At 42.5% G+C, this 24101-nt stretch carries 19 protein-coding genes and 2 pseudogenes; 7 read left to right on the forward strand and 14 right to left on the reverse strand.

Translation table 11 applies throughout. The features are described 5' to 3' along the window. Nucleotides 1–77: 77 nt before the first annotated feature. Nucleotides 78–263, reverse strand: coding sequence for a hypothetical protein (locus tag BMZ06_RS13275; protein WP_089752513.1), 186 nt, complete (start codon nt 261–263; stop codon nt 78–80). A gap of 372 nt (nt 264–635) precedes the next feature. On the opposite strand from BMZ06_RS13275, the gene BMZ06_RS13280 reads away from it, so the two are divergent. After that, nucleotides 636–1013 (forward strand): hypothetical protein, encoded by a 378-nt coding sequence (locus BMZ06_RS13280; RefSeq protein WP_089752515.1) that lies wholly within the window; start codon nt 636–638, stop codon nt 1011–1013. Nucleotides 1014–1081: 68 nt separating this feature from the next. On the opposite strand, the gene BMZ06_RS13285 is transcribed toward BMZ06_RS13280, so the two are convergent. From BMZ06_RS13285 to BMZ06_RS13300, 4 genes are all read right to left on the reverse strand, one after another. Further along, the gene (locus BMZ06_RS13285) at nt 1082–1441 is read right to left on the reverse strand and encodes a nuclear transport factor 2 family protein (RefSeq protein ID WP_089752517.1); all 360 of its coding nucleotides are present in this window, start codon (nt 1439–1441) and stop codon (nt 1082–1084) included. Nucleotides 1442–1599: 158 nt separating this feature from the next. Next, nucleotides 1600–2031: a hypothetical protein gene (locus tag BMZ06_RS13290; RefSeq protein WP_089752520.1), complete on the reverse strand. Its 432-nt coding sequence runs from the start codon at nt 2029–2031 to the stop codon at nt 1600–1602. Between the two features lie 89 nt (nt 2032–2120). After that, nucleotides 2121–3740: an FAD-dependent monooxygenase gene (locus tag BMZ06_RS13295; RefSeq protein WP_089752523.1), complete on the reverse strand. Its 1620-nt coding sequence runs from the start codon at nt 3738–3740 to the stop codon at nt 2121–2123. 330 nt (nt 3741–4070) lie between these two features. Further along, nucleotides 4071–4640, reverse strand: coding sequence for a hypothetical protein (locus tag BMZ06_RS13300; protein ID WP_089752525.1), 570 nt, complete (start codon nt 4638–4640; stop codon nt 4071–4073). A gap of 238 nt (nt 4641–4878) precedes the next feature. Here BMZ06_RS13300 and BMZ06_RS13305 point away from each other — a divergent pair, with 238 nt between their 5' ends. From BMZ06_RS13305 to BMZ06_RS13315, 3 genes are read left to right on the forward strand one after another with little or no spacing between them, the layout of a single operon-like run. Further along, entirely contained in the window at nt 4879–6447 is a 1569-nt protein-coding gene (locus tag BMZ06_RS13305) for a spore germination protein (protein WP_175477886.1), read from the forward strand. Between the two features lies 1 nt (nt 6448). After that, nucleotides 6449–7651, forward strand: a complete 1203-nt coding sequence (locus BMZ06_RS13310) for a Ger(x)C family spore germination protein (protein ID WP_175477887.1) — start codon at nt 6449–6451, stop codon at nt 7649–7651. A 40-nt stretch (nt 7652–7691) separates the two neighbouring features. Further along, nucleotides 7692–8783: a GerAB/ArcD/ProY family transporter gene (locus BMZ06_RS13315; protein WP_175477888.1), complete on the forward strand. Its 1092-nt coding sequence runs from the start codon at nt 7692–7694 to the stop codon at nt 8781–8783. Here the strand turns inward: BMZ06_RS13315 and BMZ06_RS21315 are convergent. Beyond that, complete coding sequence (locus tag BMZ06_RS21315) at nt 8741–8938, reverse strand: YczF family membrane protein (protein WP_483866625.1); 198 nt, start codon at nt 8936–8938, stop codon at nt 8741–8743. The genes BMZ06_RS13315 and BMZ06_RS21315 overlap by 43 nt on opposite strands. Before the next feature lie 289 nt (nt 8939–9227). Between BMZ06_RS21315 and BMZ06_RS13320 the strand changes: the two genes are divergently transcribed. The 3 genes and pseudogenes from BMZ06_RS13320 to BMZ06_RS21055 form a co-directional block, all read left to right on the forward strand. Next, on the forward strand, nt 9228–9887 hold the full coding sequence (locus BMZ06_RS13320) for a DUF3889 domain-containing protein (protein WP_089752533.1): 660 nt from the start codon (nt 9228–9230) through the stop codon (nt 9885–9887). A 425-nt stretch (nt 9888–10312) separates the two neighbouring features. After that, nucleotides 10313–12409 (forward strand): annotated as a pseudogene (locus BMZ06_RS13325) (glycoside hydrolase family 3 protein); the annotation flags it as partial. Nucleotides 12410–12463: 54 nt separating this feature from the next. Next, nucleotides 12464–13618: pseudogene (locus BMZ06_RS21055) on the forward strand (exo-beta-N-acetylmuramidase NamZ family protein); the annotation flags it as partial. Nucleotides 13619–14664: 1046 nt separating this feature from the next. On the opposite strand, the gene BMZ06_RS13330 reads toward BMZ06_RS21055, so the two are convergent. The 8 genes from BMZ06_RS13330 to BMZ06_RS13365 all read right to left on the reverse strand — a co-directional run bounded on the left by BMZ06_RS13330 (nt 14665) and on the right by BMZ06_RS13365 (nt 24091). Beyond that, nucleotides 14665–15606 carry an MvdC/MvdD family ATP grasp protein gene (locus BMZ06_RS13330; RefSeq protein WP_089752535.1) on the reverse strand — a complete coding sequence of 314 codons (942 nt, stop codon included), beginning with the start codon at nt 15604–15606 and terminating at the stop codon, nt 14665–14667. 12 nt (nt 15607–15618) lie between these two features. Further along, nucleotides 15619–16152, reverse strand: a complete 534-nt coding sequence (locus BMZ06_RS13335) for a hypothetical protein (RefSeq protein WP_089752537.1) — start codon at nt 16150–16152, stop codon at nt 15619–15621. A gap of 257 nt (nt 16153–16409) precedes the next feature. Beyond that, on the reverse strand, nt 16410–17285 hold the full coding sequence (locus tag BMZ06_RS13340; protein WP_245756011.1) for a superoxide dismutase: 876 nt from the start codon (nt 17283–17285) through the stop codon (nt 16410–16412). Between the two features lie 292 nt (nt 17286–17577). Then, complete coding sequence (locus BMZ06_RS13345) at nt 17578–18903, reverse strand: 2-hydroxycarboxylate transporter family protein (protein ID WP_089752539.1); 1326 nt, start codon at nt 18901–18903, stop codon at nt 17578–17580. 179 nt (nt 18904–19082) lie between these two features. Beyond that, the gene (locus BMZ06_RS13350) at nt 19083–20264 is read right to left on the reverse strand and encodes an NAD(P)-dependent malic enzyme (RefSeq protein WP_089752540.1); all 1182 of its coding nucleotides are present in this window, start codon (nt 20262–20264) and stop codon (nt 19083–19085) included. A gap of 136 nt (nt 20265–20400) precedes the next feature. Further along, entirely contained in the window at nt 20401–21111 is a 711-nt protein-coding gene (locus BMZ06_RS13355; protein WP_089752542.1) for a response regulator, read from the reverse strand. Further along, the gene (gene dcuS, locus BMZ06_RS13360; protein WP_089752544.1) at nt 21108–22712 is read right to left on the reverse strand and encodes a DcuS/MalK family sensor histidine kinase; all 1605 of its coding nucleotides are present in this window, start codon (nt 22710–22712) and stop codon (nt 21108–21110) included. The genes BMZ06_RS13355 and dcuS overlap by 4 nt, the downstream gene beginning before the upstream one ends. Before the next feature lie 173 nt (nt 22713–22885). Further along, the gene (locus BMZ06_RS13365; protein WP_175477889.1) at nt 22886–24091 is read right to left on the reverse strand and encodes an aspartate kinase; all 1206 of its coding nucleotides are present in this window, start codon (nt 24089–24091) and stop codon (nt 22886–22888) included. Nucleotides 24092–24101 lie beyond the last annotated feature (10 nt).

Genomic DNA, 24101 nt, shown 5'->3' on the forward strand with positions numbered 1-24101 from the left:
ACCTCTTTATTTTATGGCAGCTTCGCACCTTGTCACTTTCAATTAATCATACACCGAATTCTTAAGAAATATATATCTTAGTAATTCAATATATCCTGACCATAGCCAATAATTCCAATGATGGCTAAAACAAGTAGTAGAACGCCAATTAACCATACACTTATATGTAAGATTTTTTGAAGTGAAGTCTCTGTCTTGAACTTTTTCATTGTAATTAAGCTAATAGCTATCAGGATGATCCCGGTTAATAAAATGTATGCCATCCCCAACTCGATCTCCCCCGATCGTTAATCTATTTTATACACTTAAAACCTTTAAACCACAATAATAATATGATTACAATGATTTCAAAATCCTACGTTTTTGTACTCGATCCTCGAGGCGTACTCTTACAATGTTCTGTAAAGCCCAAAGTTCATGGAAACATTTCTGTTAGGAAACGGTACTTGAAATCACTTATACTCCTTACGATAAAACTCTATAAATAGTTTCTCAAAAATCCAGTTTTGCTTTTAAACTGCCCTACTCCTTTAACAAAAGTATGGATCCATTTATAGTTATAGTAAGAATTGTAAGAAGACATAATTAGCTTAAGTAAGTGCTTCTCATTAAATTCAAGAATGAAGGTGAATGGTTTGAAGAAGGTTGTTTTGGTTGTATTGTCTTTAGTATTTATTACAGCTTGCGCGCAAGGAAGCGGAGATGCTTTTATTACTTACGAAGGTAAGAGCAGTAACTGGAAAGGACAGCTTCAACTCTCAAGAGACGACTCCAGTATGAATGGTACCTATTCGTTTCGATTATTAAATGGAGAAATAACTGAAGTAGAAAACTTTACCTTAAACATTAATGAAGGAGGAACTATTTTAAATGAAGAAAAAATCCTTCTTGATCGATCAATTGAAACCTCTATTCAATGTTCTGGATGTATGACTTTTAACGAAGACACCATTATTCCCGTAGTGATTCGTTGGAATGGGAAAACAGAAACATTCAATTTAAAAGCACCCTAGAAAGTTGTAAAAAGCCCGTACTACTCGAAGATTCCTAACAAGTTAGTACCATAATGGGGTTCGATTTATTAATCCGTAACAGTTCCCTGGTGAAATGTCATGTGCCATTTTTCATCATTATAGGTCCAGACAGAACTTCTTAAAGAGTGTTGCTGTTTTCTTTCTATAAATACCTTAAAAGTTGTCAGTACAGATGTTGGGGAAAGGTACTTTATCTCGAAATTACTCATGATTATTCCAGGATCGTCTTCAGATGGTAAACGCTTCAAAATGTTTTCTTTATCATATATTTCACCTGTACTTGAGTATTCGACAAAGTCTTCTGCTAATAACTCATTTAATATTTTTTCGGATTTGCGAACTTCACCCTTAAGTAATATTGTTTCTAAACCATACAAATGTTCTTTTAGTTCTCTCTGCTTAACCATTCATATTTCTCCCCCTTAACTCCTTAGGTCTCTTCTTTCATCTAGAGAAGCTCACAATCTTTTTTGCATTCCCTGCACTTATGTAATGAGGGCAAGTTACTCGTTGAAGTAACCCTTTCAGTAAGAGAAAAAATTTCGCAATAAGCTACTTTCTTTCATTAAGAAACTTCTACTGTCATTTTTTCATATAATTCTCCCCCAACAAAAACACTTAGTTCCCAAGTGCCTTCTGAAGGAAATTCCATATTTGATGGAGTATGTCCATCTGCACCGTTATGGGGACCAGCCAAAGAACCATCAACTAACGTTTTTTTATCATCAGTTTCAAGATTGACTCCTGTAACTTTAAATTCTTCTCCTTCAAAACCTTGATCACCCCATAAATGCCACATGTATTTATCTTTCTTATTAGCGATTAAATTTTCACCTTCATCTAAAATAAATCCTACATTCTTTTCTACACCAAGCATGGTATAATTTTCTGTTTCAAAATAAGATGCTTCTTTTGCGGAATTTTCTTTTTCGTCAGAACAACCAGTCACTAAAAATAGTAAGGACAGCATTAGGAGTAAGTAAATCTTTCCAGCCATTTTTGAACCTCCTCTATTATTTTGAGATTGAGCCTTTCATGGACCAGCCGGCACTCTCTTTAACAATTTGTGCCGGCTGTTTTAGTAGACTAACTAAAAAATTGAGCAAGTTTGTCCATCATTGCTTCTGAATCTGTCGACGTTTCATGAAATGCAACGTGACCGTCGGGGCGAATAATTACCGTGTTGCCTTTTTCCATACCTAGTTTCTCTTTCACGTCTCGATGGACGTCGTAAATAATCGGAAGTTCACTCCCCTCAGTTCTCACAGTACCGCCCTTCGCAACGAGAAAAATTTTGAATAGATTCTGGTATTTTTCTTCTACCTTCTCATAAAAAGAGTAAGCATAGTCAATTAACTCCTGATTCTGAGCGTCAATATAAATAAAGCAGAGGTGTCCGTGTTTGTGAATAAGCGGATACAGTCTTTCATCATTCGTTCCATCAAAGAACAACATGTGATCCGGAATTCGTTTCCCTGCTTGAAGGGATCCTCTTGAAAGGGATGAATCTCTAAGCCTCTTATTTCTCGCCGTCTTGTTGTACTCGTTGTAAACATGAGATAAGCGATTAGCTACGATCCCTTCTATCCAGCTCTGTGTTAAGGCCGCTTTCCCTGTCCAGTTACGGATTTTACCTCCGATTCCATCTAGATTGATAACCTTCAGCATCGTGGAGGTTTCCTTTAGAATATTTTCTCCAATTGGAGAACGCTCCTCGTGGTAGCTGTTAAGAAAGGAATCCCTTGCGTATCCTTTTAACACCGCATCAAGTTTCCAGCCGAGGTTGGCTGCGTCCTGAAGTCCTAGATTCATTCCCTGGCCGCCTAAAGGATTATGGATATGAGCCGCATCCCCTACAAAGAATACCCGGCCTGTCCGATAATTGGGCACCTGTCTGTGAGCGGTCCCAAAATAAGTCAGCCATTTCGGATTCTCCACCTTATACGAAACAGGAAGAATCGTGTTCATGCTCTCCTGCAGTTCTTCCAGTGAGAGATCATCCTTATGGGGAAGGCCCTGCTTAGCCCGGTCCATTCCCACCACGCGGTAACTGCCGTCAGCATATGGAAAGAAAGCGATAGCCCCGCGGTCATTTAGGGTCATATCAATATAAATCTCATTAAGTCCGGGAACATCTACATCCCCAAGGAAAAAGGTAAACCCTTCATCTTTGCCGATAAAGTCGACACCCAGGTCTTTACGAATTTTACTATGAACCCCATCGCAGGCCATCAAGTACTTGGAAAAATATTTTTTAAGTTCACCCTCATGTCTCGCACTAACGTAAACGCCTTGATCGGACTGGGTTACTTCTACAACTTCATGTTCACGCTCAACCTTACCTCCTGAGGATTCTAAATGATCTTCCAATATAGATTCCGTCTCACTTTGAGGGATAATGAACAGATAAGGATATCTGCTTTTAATATGATAAAGTTCTACTAGAGATGGCTTCTCTCCCCCTAAGTGAAGTTTCGCTCCCGGCCCGGGATATCCCTTTTTCAAAAAAGGTTTATGGAGACCTAATAACTCGAACATTTCGAGGGTTCTTGCCTGAATACCAAGGGCTTTCGATAAGTCGGAAGGTTCTGCTCTCTTCTCTAAACAGATGAAGTCGACTTCTCTTTTCTGTAATTCATTGGCTGCCATAAGTCCTGAAGGGCCTGCTCCAATAATGAGTACATCGGTTTCGATAACGGAACTCATAAACAGCGCTCCTTTCCTTCATTTATATAATGAACTCTGATTGATGGTTTACATGTGAAAGTTATTCCGGCTTTACGTCGATTCAATTATGTGAAGCAATTTACACCACTCCTGTCAGTTCCCACACATCCGGCCTAATCAGCTAGTCCACATGTCATAGTACGATACCCGTAATCCATACCCTCATGCCAATCATGACACATCCAAACACATACCAGATTTATACATGTCCTCACGCTAAAGTTTTAAAAACCCCCTCTAAGCCATATAAGGTTAAGAGGGGGTCCGTGAAGCCTATGTAAAAGTTTATGAAACCTTATTCCACCCCATCTACTCGGAAGTTCTGTCGTCCAGGATGGTAATTTTCCTATTTCCGCTGATTAAACTTCTTAAGCGCGGATCTACCTTTCTCGCTCTCCAGATAATTTGAGAGAAGTTTGCCGGGGTGAATTTGTAGTGATCGATCAAGTATTGTTCGAATGCTTCATGATCGACTTGATTATTATGTTCTTTTGCATAATCAATTAAAATGCGAGTCAATTCTTTATAACTCATACTCTTATCCGAATCTTTTGAGAAGGCTTCAGAGTTCGTGGACAGAATATAATCATGCTTGGAAGCTTCTTTTGGTTGCTCTTCCTTATAATGATTTGTTGTTTTCTCTATTAAAAGATCGGCTGGAATATTCGCACCGTATTTCTTTAAATCTTCATCTGTTTCGGCAAGTGCTTTTAAAATAGCGGACGTATCCATATCCTCATTTCTCTCTTCCAGACGTTCCAGGCGTCGAATTAAATCCTGCTGTTCGTCCGTAAGCTTCTCGATCATTTCCCGCAGATGCTTTTTTTCCTCTAATATATTCTCTAAACGCATCGCTATCGCTTGTTTTAATGTAAACATGCGCTAGGGCCCTCCTTTAAACGTACCACTTATAGAATCATGATAGCATATGAAAAAGGAAGGATATTCTAAAACCTCTCGGATATTAAAAATTTGATAAAAAAGTTGCTGTTATTCTTCCGGTTCTCCTTTCTCTTCCCCATATCCACTTTGAATCATTCCTTCTTACGTATAAATAACCCCCTCCCTTGGAAATCATGGATAAGAAGTAGAAATTAACGTCAGGGGCGAACCAAAAGTGAGTTTTCACTGGAATCCATTTCAAAAAAAGAACCATGATAACAACACAGATAAAAAGCAGGTTGAATCCCCTCTACATAAGGATATTTCTGAAAACATCGCTAAACTGAAGCTGGAATTTGGAGACAGTACGGAAATCGTGATAAGGACGTTTCATATCGGCAGACATAAAGACCTACCGGCCGTTGCAATATATATGGAAGGGCTCGCCGATCAAAATTTCGTAAATAAATTTATTATGGAATCCTTAATGCTACATAGTTCCGACATTGAAGAGCACGCTTCATCCAAAGCCCTCTTTCAATCAATTAAGATGAATGCTTTAACGTTATCTAATGTGAAAATTCTTAAGGTATGGGACGAACTGGTTCTCTCCATTCTTTCAGGAAGTACCATCATCATGATAGACGGGTGGAATGAAGCCCTCGTCGGCGAAACTCAGGGCTGGGAAGAGCGTGCGATCACGGAGCCGACTTCCCAGACCGTCGTTAGAGGTCCTAAGGATGCGTTTACGGAGTCGATAAAAATCAACGTAACCCTGATTCGTAAACGAATTAAGAGCGCCAATCTGAGAATGGAAACGGTGCAAATAGGAGAAGTATCCAGGACACAAATTGCTTATATGTATATCCAGGGAATCGCCAAAGAAGATTTAGTTCAAGAAGTGAAAAGCCGGTTGGATAAGATCCATACCGATTCTATTCTCGAATCCGGAAATATTGAAGAGTTTATTCAGGATCAAATGCTGACGCCTTTCCCTCAGTTAATCAATACAGAACGCCCGGATGCTGCCGTTGGAAATTTACTCGAGGGGCGTGTAGTCATTCTGATCAACGGGACTCCGTTTGTTTTAATTGCACCTGCTACTTTTTTTCAATTTTTTCAGTCGCCGGAGGATTATTATCAGCGGGCCGATATTGCGACGTTCATGCGTCTATTAAGATTTCTAGTCTTTTTTATTTCGTTGCTCGCACCTTCGATCTATATTGCGCTGACTACCTTTCATCAGCAGATGCTGCCGTTTCCGTTACTAATCAATATTGCTGCTCAAAGAGAGGGCATTCCTTTTCCAGCTTTTATCGAAGCTCTCATTATGGAAGTCACCTTTGAAATCTTGCGGGAAGCCGGGATACGAATGCCACGAGCCGTGGGACAAGCGGTATCCATCGTAGGAGCCATTGTAATCGGAGAAGCAGCAGTTCAAGCAGGAATTATTTCCCCGGCAATGGTCATCGTGGTCGGGATTACAGCCATTTCGAGTTTTGCCATTCCGTCATTTAATATTGCCATATCCGCGCGAATTTTGCGGTTTATCTTTATGGCTTCCGCTGCGATGGCCGGCTTTTATGGTATGACGTTAACGGCCATTGTAGTAGTTGCGCATATGAACAGTCTGCGTTCCTTCGGCGTGCCTTATCTTAAGCCACTATCTCCATTCAGCCTTTCCGAACAAAAAGATATATTTTTAAGGCTGCCGCAATGGTTTAGTCAAAAAAAATTGTCGACAATTGGGAACGCAAATGAAATAAAAAAACCGACCAATCAAGCGAGCCAAGATGGTGATTAAGATGATAAAGAAATATGCAGCCGTATGTTTACTTGTAGTGGGAGTATCCGTTTTGCTTACAGGGTGCTGGAATAGTAAGGAAATCAACGAATTGGCCATTGTGACTACTATGGGAATAGATCAAGCAGAAGAGGACGGAAGGTTTGAAGTTACCATTGAACTCGCAAACCCGCCAGAAGTAGCTGGGGGCAGCCAAAGTTCTGGCAGAGCCTCAACTGCAACCGTTTATTCCGCTACGGGTGACACATTAATATCAGCTATAAGAAGGATTGTTCAGCAAACGCCTCGTGAACCCTTCTTCCCTTATACTCAATCCATCGTATTCGGAGAAGAATTAGCAAGAAGCGGTATCCAGGATACCTTTGATCTACTGGAAAGAAATCAGGAATTCAGGACAACCCCCAGGGTCTTAATCGCACGAGGTCATACCGCCAAGGAAGTGATTAAAATTCTGTCACCTCTTGAGAAAATTCCTGCTAAGAAATTGGTGAAAACGAGTGAAATATCCGGAAAATCATTAGGAGAAACCATTACGGTGAAAGTGTTTGAGTTCGTTGATCAGATTACAAGCGAGAGTGCAGAGCCTTTAGTAGGCGGAGTGAGTATTATCGGAGATAAGGAACAGGGAACAGGGGTTTCCAATATTGAAGATACCGAACCGAATGCTCTCATCAAATCAGAAGGGTTAGCCATTTTTAAAGATGGTCACCTCAAACGCTGGGTGGAAAAAGAAGACGCCCGGGGGATGCTCTGGGTAGTCAACAAGATCGAGAGCACCATCATTAATTTAGATTGTAACCAGGAAGCGAGTGCCCTTTCAATAAAAATAACGAATACCCATTCCTCTATTAATGCCGTCATAAAGAACGGACAGCCCACCATTACCATTGACGTCAAAGAAGAAGGAGAAGTGGAAGAGGTTCTCTGCAATATAGATGTAACGGATCAAACCACCATTCAGAATTTCGAAAAGCAACTGGAAGACAAAACGAAGCAGGAGATCGAACGGGCGATTAAAATCGCAAAAGAAGAAAAAAGTGATGTATTTGGTTTTGGTGAGGCCATCAACCGGAAAGACCCCGGGTTATGGAAACAAATCAAGAAGAATTACGATGAGGAATTTACTGCCCTGGAAGTCAACATCAAGGTCGACGCTTATATCACGAGATCCGGCATGAGAACCGGATCATACAATCAAGAGTAGACATAGGAAAAACCTTTGAGGGAAAGAGGTGGGAATGATAATGGTAAAGGAAAAAATAAGTTTACTTCAGTTTTTTGTGCTGCTTAACCTGTTTGTGTATGGAACCAATTTAGTAGTCGGAAGTGGACTGGATGCTAAGAAGGATGCATGGATCGCCATTTTAATTGGTGTAGCAGGAGGAATCCTGTTATTTCTTATGTACTACTATCTTTATACCCTTTACCCCGATCTTTCTCTAGTAGGATACTCCCAAAAATTATTAGGAAAATATGCAGGCGGCTTTATTGGTCTCTTGTATATCATATTCTTTATTTATGAAGCAGCCAGGGACTTACGTGACGTTGGAGGTGTCATTGGAGCTACGGTTTTGAACGAAACTCCTATGATTTTTATTAGCGGGGTTATGATATTAGCCATTGCTTATATTATTTATCTCGGTATTGAAGTACTGGCCAGGACCGCTGAAATCTTTTGGGGCTTCGTCGTCATCCTGGGAGCTCTTGGAAGTCTATTTTTCTATTTTTCCGGGTTGATCGATGTTAAGCAGCTGCTTCCTCTGCTCGAATCCGGCTGGAAACCTGTGCTAAAGGCGGTTTACACAAACACGATCATGTTTCCCTTCGGTGAAATGGTCGCTTTTACTTTTATCCTTCCTTACATTGAAAAAAAGAAGCAGGTGCTTAAAGTGGGAATGGCGGCGGTTATCGTAAGTGGTCTATTGATCACTTATTCTACAGCCATCAATCTCTCGGTTCTTGGAGTAGATATTATGACACGCTCTCAATTCCCTTTATTAAGTGCTGTACAGGGGATAGAAATTATGAACTTTATTGAACATCTGGACGTAATGGCTGTGCTTGTACTTATTATTGGCGTCTTTTTCAAAATTTCCGTGTTCTATTACGCTGCTATTGTGGCAATGGCTGACCTATTTAAAGTTACACATAAGAAAAGACTCATTTTCCCAACCGCTATCATCATTTTAAATACGTCTCTCATAATTGCAGGAAACTTCACCGAACATTTAAATGAAGGTAAATTTGTTCTCAGAACCATTTTCCCTATTTTTGCCGTCGGTTTTCCAGTTCTTTATTGCTTGATCGCCTTCTTTAAAAGTAAAGTAACCAGGTAAATACAGGGAAAAACAATCGATAAGATTACGATGTAATGCGAGCTGTACCCATGGGCCAAGGGGTTTTTCACAGGGATCCCCTGTAAATAATCTATGGCAAGCGAACCAGCGGTCATTAAGATGAAAATAAATATGAATATGAGCCATAATTTCATTATTCGTTCCTCCTCAAGGAAGTTGAGTACTTGTTATTTATATTTCCAATAAAAGATAACGGCATACGCTTCTTTACGAAAGACCATTGTCTTATTAACCCAAAAGGCCTAAAGAATAATACTTCAGCTAACCGCATTCATGACCAAGCCCCGCTCCTCTCTTCTTTTTTTATAGTCTTGAAAGTGTATCCACCATCTGGCAGAAGAATTCTTCCATGTCTTTCTCACAGACAGGAGCATCCACGAATAGGCTAATGAGGATATTAAAGAAAATTAAGGAGGAAAGCGGATGCATTCTCATTATTATCACGGGCCTTACGGCTACCCGTATCTACCTGCCCCTTATCACGAGCAATTCTATTCACGCCACCCTTATCCTAACTACTATCCGAACTATCAGAGCTATTACGACTTTAGACAGCCTGTTCGCGGTCAGGCCACTTGGACGGAAGGCGGCGCCGTTACTCAATGTGGCATTGCCTGGTCCAACAACCAATATATGACCGCGGCCGTAGGCAGTAATTCCCCGTACCAATGCGGTCAGGCCATCAAAGTTCGTAATGTTACAAACGGAAGAGTCGTCATTGTAACTGTAGTCGATAAAGTGCCGAATTACCCAGCAATTAAAATAAACCTCCATAGAAAAGCATTTGAAGCTCTGGGTGCCAATCTTGATATGGGAATCATTAATGTAGACATTATCCCCTCCCCTGAACTAGAGGAAGAAAAATGGGGAAAATACCTGCTTGAGATCATTCAGGCAGCCTATCCAAACTATAACGTAACGGACTACAGCACAGTCAGTAAAAATCAGGTCAACGGCGGACGAATTAGAGAAGTCTATAAATTCGTTATGGAATCTCCTCAGGAAACGATCAATATCCAGGGGGCAGTTGTCTATAATCCGAATACAGACAGAATCAACTCGATAAATTTTAAAGAAGTGTAAAAGGATAAACCAAAGCAGCCCAAAGAAGCAGAAAATCTCCTGCTTCTCCGGGCGGCTTGCTTTATTTTGTAATAAATTCCCACCTCAGGTCATCCAGATTTTGGATGGTTATTTTAACTTAATATTTTATATTATGATTACTTTATCGACACAATATTTCAAATTGGTTCCTATGTCGCAGGAATTTGGTTATGGAAATATGGACCAAATGAGGCAGACAGGGCCAAAAGTGGTATAGACGACTATATAATATTTACGATACGCTTTTATTACATATTGAAAACGCTTACAATAAATCCCCCCTCTCTACATCTTTTTACAGCACCCTATGCTCCCGTACATAATATCTCACGTTTTGCAAAAGCTGGATCATTTACTTGGAGGTCCACCTTTTTCAAATAGATAAATTTAAGGAGGAATGATGAATGAGAAAAATGGGAAAATGGATGTTCATCGTGACACTTACCATCTGTATGCTGCTTCCGTCTATGGTTACAAATTCAAAGGCGACCGCATCAAGTGATGGGAATACGTCCGATTTAATCATCCTTCAGAATGTTCCACAGGCGGATGCAGCCATTAAAGGAGACAGCTTTGAACTCAGTGCATTAAATGTCTACGAAGACGGCTATTTCAAAAAGGTGGACGAAGGGCTGGAATGGTCTTCTAAGAACCGTAAAGTAGCAACCGTCGACAAGGAAGGAACGGTTACTTTCTCCGGAAAGCCCGGCCGATCGTGGATCACTGTTACGAACGGTGATTACAAGGACCGTATTGCGGTGCACGTAGAACCGGACCATCCCAAAAAAGAGGATGCTGTAAATAAGAAAGTGATCAAAGAGAAAGGCGATCGTTATGATTTAGTAGCTCATGCCCTGGAAAATATGACGATGGAAGAAAAAGTCGGGCAGATGCTGATGCCGGACTTCAGAAAATGGGACGGCGAAAATGTCACGAAGATGCTGCCTGAGATTGAAGAGCAAGTGAAAAAGTATCACCTTGGCGGCGTCATTTTATTTCGTGAAAATGTCGTTACAACCGAACAAACCGCAGAACTTGTTTCCGATTACCAAGCGGCCGCTGAAAAGTACGGCTTACTTATGACAATCGATCAGGAAGGCGGCATCGTAACGAGATTGCAATCAGGGACGGATTTCCCTGGGAACATGGCCTTAGGCGCCACCCGTTCTGAGGAAATCACACAGAACGTCGGCCAGGCAATTGGGGAAGAACTCTCTTCTCTCGGTATCAATATGAACCTTGCACCTGTTATGGACGTGAATAATAATCCGGATAATCCGGTCATTGGCGTTCGGTCCTTCGGCGGAAACCCTGAGCTTGTTGCTCAAATGGGCGTAGCTTATACGAAAGGGCTGCAAGAAACCGGTGTGGCTGCAACGGCTAAACACTTCCCTGGCCACGGAGATACAGCTGTAGATTCCCATCTGGGGCTTCCGGAAGTTCCTCATGATAAAGAACGCTTGAAAGAAGTCGAACTTTATCCTTTCCAAAAAGCCATGGATGCAGGAATTGACGCTGTTATGACAGCCCATGTCACCTTCCCGAAAATTGATGATACGAAAGTAATTTCGAAAAAAGACGGCACCGAAATTGCTTTACCGGCCACTTTATCGGAAAAAGTCCTGACCGGTCTAATGAGAGAGGAAATGGGCTATGAAGGTGTGGTCATTACAGACGCGCTGAACATGAACGCCATCCAGGATCATTTTGGGCCTGTCGATGCGGTCATCCGTTCCATTAATGCAGGCACAGATATCGTACTTATGCCTGTCGGTTTGGAAAAAGTAGCAAACGGTATTTATGATGCCATCGATTCCGGAGACATTCCAATGGACACCATCAATGACTCCGTGAAAAGAATTTTAACGTTAAAACTGAATCGCGGAATCATCAAATCAGAAAATCCAACGACTTTAGATGAGAAAATCGCTAAAGCCGAACAAGTGGTTGGATCAGAAGCTCATAAACAAGTTGAAGAAAAAGCAGCTGAACAGTCCATCACGCTAGTTAAAAACGACAACGTCCTCCCTCTTGAATTGGACAAAGATGAAGAAGTAGTGGTTGTTGGAAATTCATTCAGTGAGGAATTAGCGGAGCAGGTGAAGAAACACCACGAGAACACCACTCTTATTAAGAGCAGTTCGGGTGCGTTTACAGACGAGCAAAAAGAGCTGGTGGAAAATGCAGATCAAGTCATTGTTGGAACCTACACGTACAATGTATCCACACGTGCAGCTGAACATCCGCAAATGCAGCTCATGCACGAAGTAATGAACACGAGAGATGGCGACGTAATCGGTGTCGGCATCCGTAATCCATATGACATTATGGCGTATCCGGAAGTGGATGCCTTTATAGCTCAATATGGCTTTAGAGCTGCCAGCTTTGAAGCTACAGCGGAAACCATTTTCGGGGAAAACGATCCATCAGGTGAATTGCCAGTTGCCATTCCAGATCAGGATGGCGGGACCTTATTTCCGTATGGTACAGGCTTAAGTTATGGCGATCGTAATGATGAAAACGAGAATGATGATGAGGAAGAACAAGATAAATCTTTTCAGCTTGGCGTGGAAGAACTTTTAGATGAAGAAAAAGCGCTGATTGAAGGTAAAAAAGTAGGTTTAATTACCAATCCGACCGGCGTCGATCAAGAGTTAAACAGCATTGTCGATATTCTCTATAACGATGAAGATGTCGATTTAACAGCTCTTTATGGTCCGGAACACGGGGTACGTGGTAGTGCGCAGGCTGGTGAGTATGTAGATTTCTACACAGATGAGCAGACGGGCTTACCTGTTTACAGCCTCTACGGCAAAACCCGTAAACCGACTCCGGAAATGCTTGAGGACATTGATGTGTTAATGTTTGATATTCAGGATGTAGGTACACGCTTCTATACGTATATTTACACCATGGCGTATGCCATGGAAGCGGCCCAGGAGAACGATATTCCATTTATCGTCCTGGACCGTCCTAATCCGATTGGCGGCGATAAAGTCGAGGGGCCGGTACTGGATACAGATTACAAGTCGTTTGTCGGAAACTACCCGATTCCTTTGCGTCACGGAATGACTGTCGGCGAGCTTGCGAAACTATTTAACAGTGAATATGATATTGATGCTGATTTGACGGTCGTGGAAATGGACGGGTATGACCGCAGTATGGACTATAATGACACCGATATGTCCTTTGTCGCTCCATCCCCTAACATGCCAACCGTCGATACAGCCTATGTTTATCCAGGAGCTGCTTTAATTGAAGGAACCAATGTTTCAGAAGGACGCGGCACTACACGGCCATTTGAATTAATTGGCGCTCCTTTCATTAATAGTACCGAACTGGCAGCGGCAATGAATAAACTGGACTTGCCTGGCGTGAGGTTCCGAGCAGCTTCATTCACTCCCGCATTCTCTAAGCATGCCGGGGAATTAACCCACGGGGTCCAGCTGCATGTGATGGACCGCGACAAGTTCAATCCTGTCGCAACAGGTGTTAACCTCGTGAAAACCATCCATGATATGTATCCGGATGACTTCCAGTTCCGCGAAGAAAACAGCTCCGGTATCTCATTCTTCGACTACCTGATCGGCAACGGCTGGGTTCGTGAAGGAATTGAAGAAGGCCGTTCTGTTTCAAGTATGCAGAATGAATGGGAGAAAGATTTGAAAGGCTTCAAAAAGATCAGAGAACAACACCTCCTCTATAAATAAGGAATATGGAATATGAAATAAAGGAATAAACTTCCACCTCAGGTCATCCAGAATCTGGATGACCTGAGGTGGAAGTATTTTGTAATATTCGATATACTACTAGTTAGATTGTTTACTTCTATGCAGCAATTTCTTCCGAGGCACCTCGAAGAACTCTACATCCCCCCTTTTATTCATGAATTTTACTTCTATCTCCATCTGTATAAATCAGATGAAGTACTCCACACTGCTTATTTTTCTTCTTTTAAGAGTTACTTGTTTAACCGTTCCATACACAGGAAAAAGTCTATTGAATTTCTTTAAAAATTTGAGGGGGATAATTTCTGACTAATAATACTTATGAAAAACTTAGCAATTCTGAGTTAGTCGGATTATATTTTTCTATACTTCATAATATTTTCGACGGACATTTATCTAATGCCATGTTCCATGAAATAAATTTATTAGAGTCGATTGCCAAACAAAGAGGTTTCTTTCTCTCCTACTGCCGGAAGGTAAATAAGCCAAGTAAATTAATGGTTCTAATCGAGTAACCATCTAGTAAAGCTGGAAATGAAAATCCCATGTTCGACCATGGCTTGGATCCACAATAACCCGATCATCTTACTTAAGGGCTTTGAAAATATCCATTGGTTTCATAGATTCCTTAGGTTAAATTACCAAAAGCCAGTATAAATAGATAAAGCATCTGAAGCTCATCGAAGTATTTTCACTAAAATATAGAAGAAATTTAATCCAAAAACCAGACATCATCATATTCTATGACAAAAAGAGAACCGAGGAATGAGCTGAACCACACGTGATAGGTGTGCCTATTCGTTACATTCGAATATCGATCCTTCTTTGCCTCTTCGGGATAATGCCCATAAGAAAAACACCTCCAAGTGTAGTATTACAACTCTGAAGGTGTTTTAATTACGTCTATTATACTAGGTCACTTTAACAATAAGCACGGGCTTTTTTATTCTTAGGCATACTTACTGAGGTTACCCGTAGTTTCTTTGGAAAGTCGCGTTCAAGTTTTTTAACTAAATAGACAGTGAAGATCATTTTGATAACGATAAAAAGGCAGCCATGTGTTCTGTTAAGGGGATTTCAGTCAACAATTCTATAAAGAGAAACTGGCCGCTTGGATTGACTTCCAGAAATACATACTCTCCTTCAGGAGTAAGACGAAGATCAAATGCGCCATAGAGGATCCCGAGTTTTTCCATCACTTTACGAATAGACTGACTCGTTTCTTTATCAAGCAAGTGAGGCCGAAAAGGGACAGAATGGTCAAATCGCCAGTCCAACTGTGATGAACCCGATTGGGAATCGATTTCAGCGGCATACAGGTCATGACCAATGGCTGTCACTCTAATATCCATTGAAGCTTCAATTCGTTCCTGAAAAATAGCCGGGCACTGAGTAAGAGAATCAAGGCGGTTAAGATCGGAAGGTAATAATTCTTTAGTGGCTGTGATTGGACGGGGCGCACCGCCAATCCTTTTATAAACAAGAGGGTTTCCTCTATCAGCTAATGACCGTACGGCTGAAGGATCGTTGGTCATTAGTGTGTTCGGAATGCGTAAGCCAGCTTCTTTAGCTGCAGTGAGTTGGAATCCTTTACGATTAGCAATTCGGTTAGCATATGGTCGATTTACCCATTTCACTCCGGGTACGAAAGCTTCAAAGCTCTCGAGAAAATGTTCCCATTCACCGTGTACAAAATTCCTTGTGTCTTCATCAAGTTCACTGTTTTCCTGCGGGGATTTTGGACGTCGCCACCATATCGTTTTCACTTCAGATAATTCAATGGGATGTCCGGGGGAAGAAATAATTTTGGCATCCGGCTGCTGTTCTATGGACATGGACATGTGGCAGGATTCCGTGAGGTCTGTAAAATCAATCCACTCCACTTTTTCTCCGCGTTTTTTTAAAGCTTCGGATACGGCTGCTGCGTGGAAATCTCTTTTATCGGCCACGATTAAAATGGTTTGATTCATTCCATTAATCCTTTAATCCGTATCACAAAAGCCGTCGTTTAGTACAAGCGTTTTCGAAACCGTCTGCATAACTTCACCTACCGGATTAAGACGGGGATCATCTGCTAAATCCTCTGGAACCCAGCCAATCCTTCTCGAAAACATCCGCTCCAGTTCAGCCACCTGACTTTCGCCGACATACGTTTGTTCACTTACAGGCAGAGGGGCTCCTCCCAGACTAAAAATCTTGTCCATATTTTGCTTAACCTCGGAACCTCCCAGTCCACCCGGCACTTTTTTGATGGTCCAGGGACGCAGTTCATAAATCGTTGCGTTTTCTCTAATCCCTACGTGGACCGGTTTTCCAAACTTCGTAAAATTCTTCGGCGGGTTATTCCAGTTCTCCAAAAACGTTACGTCTTCTCTCGGAATGATCCAAGTGCCCTGCCTGTCCGCTACGTAAATGGACTCTTCATTTTCATCTGTTAAAAAACCTGCAAAATCTACGGCATCTTTTCGTCTTAGTGAAGCGGCGGTCCAGTTTTGTACATCTTTTAAATTACCCATTACCGTTGCTCCCTCCCTGTTTATTAAATCTACTAGTGTTTCAGCTTCAATTGAAATTCTTCACCTCCTTTTATTAAATTCTAGCACATTTTGCCATATAATGTTTAAATATTCTGAATATTTAAGTGTTCATTTTAACGTGAATTGATCCTCACCGGGACAACCAGCAAAAGTTCCTGCAAAGAACTCAAGGCCTCAGGCAGAAGCTAAGCCTTGAGACCTTGAGCACTTTAACAGCTAGCATTCATAATACCCTGTCAAAATTTCGCCCATTTTACTTGTCGCGCTTTTTTATATCGGTCCTGCACAGCATCCCAGTTCACCACGTTCCACCAATTGTCCACGTATTTCCCTCTATCATTTTCATATTGCAGATAGTACGCATGCTCCCACACGTCGATCGGAAGCAAGGGAATCACATCCCACTGACTTAAGTTCTGATGTTTTTCTGCCTGCAATATCTCAAGTCGGTGGGAACGCGGAGACCACACCAGAATGGTCCAACCTGAACCCTCAACTTTTTTGGCAGCGGCAGAATAATGTTCTTTGAACTTCTGAAAACTGCCGAAGCTGTTTTCGATTTCCTTCAAAAGTTCACCTCCCGGTTTCCCGCCTCCTCGAGGACTCATGATCTCCCAGAAAATCGTATGCAAATAGTGCCCCGCTCCGTTAAATGCCGCTTCACGTTCCCAATGTTTGATTAAGTCGTAATCCTTATTTCTTCTAGCTTTCTGCATCTCCCTTTCCGCTTTGTTTAAACCATCCACATAGCTTTGATGATGTTTATCATGGTGGAGCTGCATAATCCGCCGATCGATATACGGTTCAAGAGCAGCATAATCATAAGGAAGAGGCGGTAATTGATGACCGCCGATCGGGACAGAATCGCCCTGTCTTTCATCTTCGCCGAAGCGCTGCTGGATCTTTTCTGCAAGTTTATTCAATTCGTGCGCATTTTCCAAATTAAAGGATGAAGCATCCCTGTTCCATTCCTTGATTTGGGATAGTAATTCATTCATTTCTTCCTGAAAGGATGGATCCTCAGAAAACGGCCGGGACGCATCCGCTTTGGCTATATGATTCGCCCACGTTTCCATTTCACGTAGATAGTTAACAAGTGACTGATCGTTCATATGCTTCTCCCCCTTTTCCACTGTATAACTATATGCAGTTCTGATTGCTCTTTTGTATGATTTTGAAAAACCTTAAAAAAGGAAGAAGAGGGATGGATACTGTGAAAAGTTCAGGAGATGGATTGGTTTGTAACATTGGATGAAGATCAAGTGCCGAATCTTTAATTTCTTCTATAGCAAAAAAATCATACTACATTGTCACACTGTTCATGACGCTGACATACGATCTAAACGCTTCGATTATGAACATAAATAATCCGCCCCCAAATCTGAGGGCGGAATCTCTTTTTATTTACATTAGAAATGGAATGATTAAACTCGCTAAAAGCAGGATAATGGCGCCTCCCAAACGGGAAGAAATCTGTGCGAATGGCATAAGTTCCATTCTTCTTGAGGAAGATAGGACGGCAACATCTCCTGTCCCTCCCATATTAGCCATACAAAGTCCTGCCGTAATGGCTGATTCGATTGGATAGAATCCAACAAGCTTGCCTAGCACCCCTGCTCCAATCACGGCACCTAAAACAACACCAAGAACTGTGACAATGTAAGGGAGCGTTAAGGCTTCAAGAACGGTTCCTAAATCTGTATAGGCAATCCCAATCCCAAAAAGCAGGGCAAGCGTCCAGTTTTTAGCTACAAACTTATACCACTGGTTTGCTCCTTCTAATATATTTTGTGGTATAACGCCCGCAATTTTAGCTATCGCTACAATGATAATCATGATCGCGTAGGCGTGAATTGGAATAAACCCACCTAATAAGGATCCTATGGTAAAAAATAAGACAGCAGCCATTAAGCCAATTCCCATCTTCTGAATGTCAAAGGATGGCTTCTCTTCCTTATACTCGAAACCTCTCAGTAACTGTCCATTTCCCGTGAGAGAAGGAACTTTTTTACCGAGAAGGTTAAGCATACTTGCTAAAATGATGGCGAAAACGTTACCTAATGCTAAAGCAGGAACCAGCATGGAAATATAATAGCTGGGATCGTTACCCATAAGTTCACTATAAATCTGACTCATAGGAACTGCACCGGCTCCCATGCCTCCTCCCATGATTGGCATTGTAATCACGAGTACAGCGTCTCGTAACGAGAATCCAACCAGAGATCCTAATAAGCCGGCAATCGCCATAGCACCGATCACGGCTCCAAAAATCGGCAAAAAGTATCGGAGACCGACTTTGATTAGAATCTTCTTATTCATTCCTAAGATGCTTCCGGTAATCAGTGCGGCGATATAAAAGTTTAAGAATCCGCCATCTTTCATAAAGTCATTAATCATAGTAGCGGTCGTTTCCGGAATGAAACCCGCATATACCATATAGGCTGCGCCGAAAATAGCGAGGATCGCGCCGCCTCCTAAATAAGTTTTCAGGATAGGGGTATGATCTCCAATCCACCCAAACAGTTCTCCCAGTACCATCATTACAAGAAGGCTGCCGATCATTCCGCCTGGCAGATTTCCAGTGTACATACTTACTAGAGTAAGAGCAGTAATGATTAAGAACCACATAAGAGGAAGACCATATATTGTAATCGCTTTCTTTTCTTTGTTTATGGAAGTGACATTTTGACTGAGGGGTTGCGACTGAACTCTTTCCGCTGAACTGGACATGTGATCTCTCCTTTTTTATTAATTTTGTTAAATATGTTAGTTAATTTCGTAAGCTAGTCCATATTTAAAAAAACTCTTAAGTGTCTTCTGTAGCCGTAATGAGTTGGAAGGGGTGGTAAACGGATTCACTTTCCCCAACCATCTTTTCCAAAAAGTTTATAGTCTGATGGTGCGAAGTCTTAAACTAAGCACTCTTCTTTTTCACTGACCATTTGTTCCACTGCCTCCGCAACCGTCAAAGCAACGGTTTTATTCAGAGCGCTTGGAATCACATATTCCGGTCGCAGCTCTTCGTCCGTTACCACTCTTGAGATTCCTTCAGCTGCCGCTACCTTCATATCCATCGTAATGTCCCGCACTTTTTTATCGATGGCTCCTTTAAAAATTCCAGGAAAAGCAAGGAGATTATTGATTTGATTAGGATAATCCGAGCGGCCGGTCCCAACCACTGCGGCCCCTGCTTCAAGTGCCTCACTCGGATCAATTTCCGGGATCGGGTTAGCCATAGCAAAAATAATCGGATCACGGTTCATCTTCTGAACCTGTTCTTTACTAAGTACATCGGGTGCAGACACACCGATAAATATATCGGCGCCAACAATGACTTCATTTAAACCTCCGTGCACACCTTTAAGATTTGTTCTTTCTGCCATGGAAGCTTGTCTTGAGTTCATCCAGGACGCTCCTTTTTCCACCACGCCCTCCAGACTAACCAGCGTTACATCCGTAAATCCTGCATATAAAAGTAAATCAGCAATCGCAATTCCAGCTGCTCCGGCTCCGTTAACGACTACTTTTGTATGTTGAATAGATTTGTTGACGATTTTTAGCGAGTTTAACAGAGCAGCTAATACAACGATGGCTGTTCCGTGCTGATCATCGTGGAAGACAGGAATATCCAGCTCCTGCTTTAACCGCTCTTCAATTTCAAAGCACCTCGGGGCCGAAATATCCTCAAGGTTTACACCTGAAAACGTCGAAGCTAGTGCTTTGATAATGGAAATAATCTCCTCTGTATTTTGTGTATCCAGACACAAAGGGAAAGCGTCGACTCCCGCAAACTTTTTAAACAGCATGCTCTTCCCTTCCATAACGGGAAGGGCTGCTTTCGGACCTATATCTCCAAGTCCTAATACGGCGGTTCCATCAGTCACAATAGCGACCATGTTTCCTTTAGAAGTCAGCTCATCCGCTTGCTCCGGTTCATCGGCAATGGCTCTACAAATATCTGCCACTCCTGGTGTATAAACCAGGCTTAAATCCTCTTCTGTATCCACAGGCATTTTACTGGCTATCTCAATCTTTCCTCTAAACGCTCGATGTAAATTCAGGGTTTCTTTGCTAAGATCCTCTCTCATCATCTTCTAACCTCCAGTCGTTAAAGAAATCGTTTTCATTGATTGATTTCATGGTAAATGCAATCGCTTTACCTGCCCATCATATGAAAGTAAAAATCTTATTGTAATTAAAAAAAGCAGCCCGGGGAGGCTGCTTTTTTTAATGGTAAAATTCTAAGTCTAATTGACGTGTATTCTTGATTTGGTATTGATATACCGGACGCCCCACCCCATAAATAAGAGTTTCCTCCAGAAAGTCGATTTCCTTAAGAAACTTTAAATACTTCCGGACCGATACTCTGGAAATTGCGGTTTCCTGAGCGATTTCATCCGTTGAAAAGGAGATTTCTCCTTTTGTTCGGATCACACTTATGATGTGCTCAAGCGTTGTTTGCGTGAGCCCTTTCGGCACCTGGATGCGGTGGTTGTCCTGCCGTTCCTCCTGCTTACTCAGGATTTGATCAAGCTCCTCCTGACTTACCTTCTGTTTGGCCTGAAGTACAGACTGACTCTCTTTATATTTTTCGAGCGCTTCCTGAAGACGTCCGAATTCGAAAGGTTTAATTAAGTAATCAACCGCTCCAAGACGGAGCGACTGCTGAATTTGTTCTCTTTCAGAAGCAGCCGTAATCAAGATAACATCCACCTGCTTATCCTTTCCCCGGAGCTCCTTCAAAAGCTGGAGTCCATTCCTCCCCGGCATATAAACATCAAGAAGAATTAAATCAACTTGAGCTTCTTCGAGACAATTAAAGGCTTCCTCCACGTCAGAAGCCGAAGCTACAAGGTGAAACCCTTCTACTTGCTCGACATACTTCTTATTTAAATCTGCAACCATTGGATCATCTTCAACAATCAGCACTTGAATCATGCTTGATCCACCTCCGCTTCATAAGGAATAATGACAAGGAAAGTTGTCCCTTTCCCTGCCTCTGAGTTCAGCTCAATCGAGCCTTCAAGGGATTCTACGCTTGCTTGAACGAGATGAAGCCCATAGCCTCTGTCTTCTCCCTTCGTCGACACCCCTTTTTGAAAGATATCTGTCTGCTGTTCTTCTTCTATCCCGCGTCCCGTGTCACTCACTTCAATCTCCAGAAGTTCGTCTACATATGAAAGCACAAGGTTAATCTGCCGATCCTCACTTCCGTCCAGACTTTCAATCGCATTATCGATCAGGTTTCCAATAACGGTGACCAATTCATGCGTCACTGACTCATCCAGAGAGGCAGGAATGGCGGTCTCACAATTTACGGATAAACGGATGTTCTGTTCACGCGCATAGCTTAATTTGCCGATCATAAATCCAGCGAGCACCGGATCCTTAATTTTATTCGTAATGATATCTGCTTCATGGACCTGGTGATCCACCAGTCTTTTCATATACGATTTCACCTCTTGAAACGACTCCAACTCCACCATACCCAGCATGACATGAAGTTTATTTTTAAATTCATGCGACTGTGCGCGAAGAGACTCGGCATATAACCGGACACCTGTCAGCTGCTCGGCAAGTTGGTTGACCTCCGTTTTATCCCGAAATGTGGAGATCGCTCCCACCACTTCATCATTGACGATCAGCGGGACCCGGTTCACGATAATGGACGATCCATTAATTATCTGCTCTTCATCAAGCTCTGCTTCCCCTGTCCGGAGAACCCTCTCGAGCATCGAATGAGGGATATACTCTGATATCGGCAGCCCGATCGGATCTTCCTCTTGAATGCCGGCTTTTTGAAAAATACTCCTTGCCGACTTATTGACGAGCGTAATTCTTGTGTCCGCATCCACAGCAATAATCCCTTCGCGAACGGAATGAAGCATCCGGTTCCGCTCCTCGTGGATGCGGGCAATTGCCACTGGTTCAAGACCGAACAAGCTTTTTTTAATGTACCGGGCTAGTAAGAATGCGCCGAGAACACCAACAAGTGCACCGATCAAAGAACCTATTAAAATATTTCGATGGCTGCTTTGCAAGGCAGCTTCTACCGCATTCAGAGAGATTCCAACCGAAACGGCACCTACCTGTTCCCCGTTGTCCGCTACAATTGGAGTAAAGGCACGAACCGATTGCCCTAACGTTCCTTCAGATATGGATATGTACTCTTCTCCATTCAGGACCCTTTTCTCATCCCCTCCAACAAACGACTTTCCAAGTAAGTCAGGATTCGGATGGGATTGTCGAATTCCTTCCATATTCATAACCACTACAAACAGGACATCAGAAGCTTCTTGAATACTCATCGCGTAATCCTGAATGACCTGGTTATTAGATGCATCTTGTAGTTCATCCTGTACGACCTGCGATTCAGCTACTGTCCGTGAAACGATCAGCGCCTTTTCTTCCAGCTGGTTACGAATCGTGTCGCTAGTGTTTTCCGTGATCAGAAGATCCGTAATCAGTAAAGAAAATAACACCACTAAAAGCACGTAAAAAATGATCATCGTGCTCAATTTAAATCTTGAATTTTTCATGGTATATCTCCTAATTAATTAAGGTTTTTCAAGTTTATCATAATCTGGAAGAATAGTTTCTCTAGTATTTCAGGAATAAACTTCCACCTCAGGTCATCCATAATATGGATGACCTGAGGTGGAAGTTTATTCCATTAAAAAGAAGACCTGCTATCGAACAGGTCTTCTTTACCTTAAAGCGCGATCGACGCTTTCTTACTCTCCATTTCCATAAACCAGTCGTGTAACTCCTGGGCCGCCCCCACCGCGTGCTCTTCTGGCACCACAGCGCTCCACACGAGTGGATGGCATTCTAACGCATACACGTCTCCAGAAGACACGAGCTGTTTCTCATTCAATAACGGAGCCAGCCTTCTTTTTTCATCACGGCTTCCAAACACGACATGCACCGCTGCCATCCCCTCAGTATGATGAATCGAATGAATTCCAAATGCATTCCTACGCTTATTCAGCAAAAGTGATATCTCTTGCACATATTCATCCTTGATCATTATAGAAGCATGCCTTTGACTGAGCTGCACCTTTCCAAGCAGGCCACCCGCATCGGTTAATCCCTCCAGAATCTCCTTTTCTTCAATCTCACCACTCACTTGAATTCTAGAAAATCCATTCTGAAAAGTCACTCCGACCACTGGAGACGCAGCTCGATCATAATGCTGAATATTCGTCCCTTCCTGATCATGAAAACTGGAACGTACCACAAGAGGAATCTGGTGTTCTTTCGCATGCACCACGGCTCTCGGGTGAACGACCTCCGCTCCTAAGTCGGCCAAGGTGAGCAAATGATTATAATCCAGACTGGTGTGTTTCTTTGCACCGGATATATATCGCGGATCCGCCGAGTAAACCCCGTCTACATCGGTAAAAATTTCACAGCGGTCAGCACGTAATTCTGCAGCAAGCGCTGCGGCTGTGGTGTCTGAACCTCCCCGGCCAAGTGTGCAGATTTCCTGATTCCCTGCACATCCTTGAAACCCGGCGACCACTACGATTTTTCCTGCGTCCAATTCCTTCTCAATCTTCGCGGTATGCACAGCGGTAATTCGGGCATCGCCGTGGATATCTTCCGTTTCAATGCCCGCCTGCACCCCTGTCAGAGCGACCGCTTCCCTGCCTCTTTCCTGTATAGCAAGCGCGAGAAGAGCGCTTGAGATTTGTTCACCGGCAGATAATAATAAATCCGTCTCTCTTCCCGACGTACAGGAAGAGACCTCACCGGACAGTTTTACCAGCTGGTTGGTCGATTCACCCATGGCTGAAACGACAATCACCAGTTCACTGCTTTGTTCCTGATCGCGAATCACCCGATCCGCGATCAAGCGGATCCGCTCGGTTGTCTGTAAAGAAGTGCCCCCGTATTTTTGTACGACCCGTGCCACGATTGATTCC

This window comes from Halobacillus alkaliphilus (genome assembly GCF_900113125.1).
Lineage (GTDB): Bacteria > Bacillota > Bacilli > Bacillales > Halobacillaceae > Halobacillus > Halobacillus alkaliphilus.

Coding starts and splice junctions, on each gene's coding strand:
- BMZ06_RS13310 (WP_175477887.1), top strand. CDS start 6,449: ATGATAAAGAAATATGCAGCCGTATGTTTACTTGTAGTGGGAGTATCC.
- dcuS (WP_089752544.1), bottom strand. CDS start 22,712: ATGAAAAATTCAAGATTTAAATTGAGCACGATGATCATTTTTTACGTG.
- BMZ06_RS13320 (WP_089752533.1), top strand. CDS start 9,228: ATGCATTCTCATTATTATCACGGGCCTTACGGCTACCCGTATCTACCT.
- BMZ06_RS13285 (WP_089752517.1), bottom strand. CDS start 1,441: ATGGTTAAGCAGAGAGAACTAAAAGAACATTTGTATGGTTTAGAAACA.
- BMZ06_RS13330 (WP_089752535.1), bottom strand. CDS start 15,606: ATGAATCAAACCATTTTAATCGTGGCCGATAAAAGAGATTTCCACGCA.
- BMZ06_RS21315 (WP_483866625.1), bottom strand. CDS start 8,938: ATGAAATTATGGCTCATATTCATATTTATTTTCATCTTAATGACCGCT.
- BMZ06_RS13350 (WP_089752540.1), bottom strand. CDS start 20,264: ATGATGAGAGAGGATCTTAGCAAAGAAACCCTGAATTTACATCGAGCG.
- BMZ06_RS13345 (WP_089752539.1), bottom strand. CDS start 18,903: ATGTCCAGTTCAGCGGAAAGAGTTCAGTCGCAACCCCTCAGTCAAAAT.
- BMZ06_RS13300 (WP_089752525.1), bottom strand. CDS start 4,640: ATGTTTACATTAAAACAAGCGATAGCGATGCGTTTAGAGAATATATTA.
- BMZ06_RS13315 (WP_175477888.1), top strand. CDS start 7,692: ATGGTAAAGGAAAAAATAAGTTTACTTCAGTTTTTTGTGCTGCTTAAC.
- BMZ06_RS13290 (WP_089752520.1), bottom strand. CDS start 2,031: ATGGCTGGAAAGATTTACTTACTCCTAATGCTGTCCTTACTATTTTTA.
- BMZ06_RS13355 (WP_089752542.1), bottom strand. CDS start 21,111: ATGATTCAAGTGCTGATTGTTGAAGATGATCCAATGGTTGCAGATTTA.
- BMZ06_RS13335 (WP_089752537.1), bottom strand. CDS start 16,152: ATGGGTAATTTAAAAGATGTACAAAACTGGACCGCCGCTTCACTAAGA.
- BMZ06_RS13340 (WP_245756011.1), bottom strand. CDS start 17,285: ATGAACGATCAGTCACTTGTTAACTATCTACGTGAAATGGAAACGTGG.
- BMZ06_RS13275 (WP_089752513.1), bottom strand. CDS start 263: ATGGCATACATTTTATTAACCGGGATCATCCTGATAGCTATTAGCTTA.
- BMZ06_RS13295 (WP_089752523.1), bottom strand. CDS start 3,740: ATGAGTTCCGTTATCGAAACCGATGTACTCATTATTGGAGCAGGCCCT.